We start from the raw sequence: 758 nt of genomic DNA, 5'->3' as shown, positions 1-758 counted from the left end.
GGGACGCTGACCGTCAGCCAGCGCATGAAACCGAGATCCACATCGGCGGTGATCTCCAGTCCGAGCTTGCCGACGTAGAAGTCCACGGCCTGGTCCTGGTCGAGGACGTAGACGGACGAGTGTGTGATGGCGTTGAACATGCCGGCAACGCTACGGAGCTTCGCCCCGGCCCGCTTCTCCGAAACTGCTCGGTCGTTCCCCACCGCTCGGTCGTTCCCCGAGGCTGCTCGGCCGCAGCCACGCCATTCCGAAACAGGTCGGTACCGCTGGCGGGGCCGGCGCCGCCCTCGTCCGCCGCCGGTACGCCGACGGTGACTCGCCGACGACGGCGTGGAACGTCCGGCTGAAGGTGCCGAGGCTGGTGAAGCCGACGTCGAGACAGATGTCGGTCACGCCGCGGTCGGTCTCCCGCAGCAGCGCCATCGCCCGCTCGACCCGGCGCCGTTGCAGGTAGCGGTGCGGCGTCTCCCCGAAGGTGCTCCGAAACGCCCGGATGAAATGCGCCGGCGAGACGAACGCGATCCCCGCCAGGGTGGGGATGTCGAGCGGTTTCGCGTAGTCGCGGTCCATGGTGTCCCGGGCCCGCAACAGCCGGCGGTTGTTCTCCTCGACCGCCCGGTTCACCGGCCGCCGCCGTTCACCGGGTTCCGCCGTTCGCAGACCGCCACACGTCAGTATTCTACCGCCGTCCGTCCGTCCGTCCGCGGTGATTCATGCGTCACGGATGAACAGTGCGGAAAAACCATGTCGACGAATAC

The 758-nt window shown here is 67.9% G+C and carries 2 protein-coding genes; both read right to left on the bottom strand.

Features of this window, described 5'->3' with window-relative positions:
• Positions 1–140, bottom strand: a 140-nt coding sequence (locus tag NBW84_RS24240) for a VOC family protein (RefSeq protein ID WP_445548687.1), incomplete at its 3' end; no start/stop codon positions are given.
• Positions 141–150: 10 nt separating this feature from the next.
• On the bottom strand, positions 151–624 hold the full coding sequence (locus NBW84_RS10495) for a helix-turn-helix domain-containing protein (protein WP_250284045.1): 474 nt from the start codon (positions 622–624) through the stop codon (positions 151–153).
• Positions 625–758 lie beyond the last annotated feature (134 nt).

The organism is Protofrankia sp. CiP1_Cm_nod2 (genome assembly GCF_920664355.1).
Taxonomy (GTDB): Bacteria; Actinomycetota; Actinomycetes; order Frankiales; family Frankiaceae; genus Protofrankia.
The sequence above is the reverse complement of the archived record's forward strand: the minus strand, read 5'-3'. Positions and strand labels throughout refer to the sequence as shown.